The organism is Kitasatospora sp. NPDC056327 (assembly GCF_042261735.1).
Lineage (GTDB): Bacteria > Actinomycetota > Actinomycetes > Streptomycetales > Streptomycetaceae > Kitasatospora.
In genome coordinates, this window is the sequence record NZ_JBHJRC010000548.1 from 1 (window position 1) to 1,536 (window position 1,536).

Here is a 1,536-nt window from a genome sequence, read left to right on the forward strand (position 1 = left end):
GCCCGGGGCCCCGGCGGCGCCGGGCTCAGCCGGCCGCGGGTGCCGGCCCGGCCGGCAGGGCCCGCAGCGAGGCCCGGGCCTTGAGCAGCATCTCGTCGAGCTCACCGTCGGGGCTGGAGTCCAGCACGATCGCACCGCCGGCGCCGATGCTCAGCTCGTCGCGGTGGCGCACGGCGGTGCGGATCACGATGCTGAGATCGGCGGTGCCCGTCAGCCCGAGGTACCCGAGCGCGCCGGAGTAGATGCCGCGCGCCTCGGTCTCCAGGCCGTCGATGATCTCCATGCTGCGCAGCTTCGGCGCACCGGTCATCGATCCGCCCGGGAAGCAGTGCCGCACGGCCTCCACCGCGCCGACCCCGGGGCGCAGCAGTCCCCGTACGGTGGAGACCAGTTGGTGCACGGTGGCGTAGGACTCCACGGCCATGAACCGCGGCACCTCGACCCGGCCGATCTCGCAGACCCGGCCCAGGTCGTTGCGCAGCAGGTCGACGATCATCAGGTTCTCGGCCCGGGTCTTGGCACTGCCCGCGAGCTCCGCGGCCAGCTGGGCGTCACGGACGGGATCGGCGCTGCGGGGCGCCGTGCCCTTGATCGGCTTGGTCTCCACCACCCGGTCCGCGCCGATCCTCAGGAAGCGCTCGGGCGAGGCGCTGAGGACGGTGACCTCGCCGAGCCGCAGCAGCGCGGCGTAGGGCGCCGGGTTGGAGGCGCGCAGCCTCCGGTAGTACGTCAGGTCGTCACCGTCGAAGGGGATCCTGACCTTGTTGGTGAGGCATATCTCGTAGCTCTCGCCGGCCACGAGCTCCTCCCGGCACGCCTCGATGTCGCGCAGGTAGCCCTCCGGCTCCCGGGCCAGCCACGGGGCCGGATCGGCGCCGTCGTCGGCCTGGTCCGCCGCCGCCCGCGCCGCCCCGGGCCCGCCGGGCAGCGCGGCCAGGGTGGCGGCGGTGCTGTCGAGCCACTTCCGCGCGGACCGGACGGTCTCCGGGTCGCCGCGGTGCAGCGCGACCACGTGGGTGACCTCGCGCTCGTGGTCGACGGCGATCAGGCGGTCGGCGAACATCCAGGCCGCGTCGGGGGTCTCCGCGCGGTGCCGGTTGCCGGAGCCGAGGTCGCCCTTCAGCTCGTAGCCGAAGTAGCCGACGTACCCGCCGGTGAAGTCGAACGGCAGCCCGGGATCGCTCAGCCGGCGCTCGGCGAGGCGGCGTTCCAGGACGTCGAAGATGCCGCCCGGCTCCCGGTGGGTGCCGGCCGCGTTGCGCACCCGCACCGCGCGGTCGGCGAGCCGGTAGGTGAGCACCTCGCTCAGCGGGCCGGAGGCGTCGCCGAGGAAGGAGAACCGGGAGAGCCCGCGCTCGACCCGGCTGCTGTCGAGCCAGAAGGCGTACTCCGAGAGTCCGAACAGCTCGCCGTACGCCGTCTCGGTGTCCACCGCGCCGGGCACCGTCAGCGTCAGCACCCGGTAGGCGTCCGCGTCGGCGGGGGAGGCCGGTCCGGTCCCGCGCGCGGGGGCGGTCCCGGCGGCGGGCACCTTCC

General features: G+C 74.8%; 1 protein-coding gene. It reads right to left on the bottom strand.

Annotation, left to right across the window (positions count from 1 at the left end; all coding sequences use genetic code 11):
* Positions 1-25 precede the first annotated feature (25 nt).
* Positions 26-1,536 (bottom strand): aminodeoxychorismate synthase component I (pabB, locus tag ACFCX4_RS36230; RefSeq protein WP_376151733.1); only part of this gene is annotated, 1,511 nt, incomplete at its 5' end.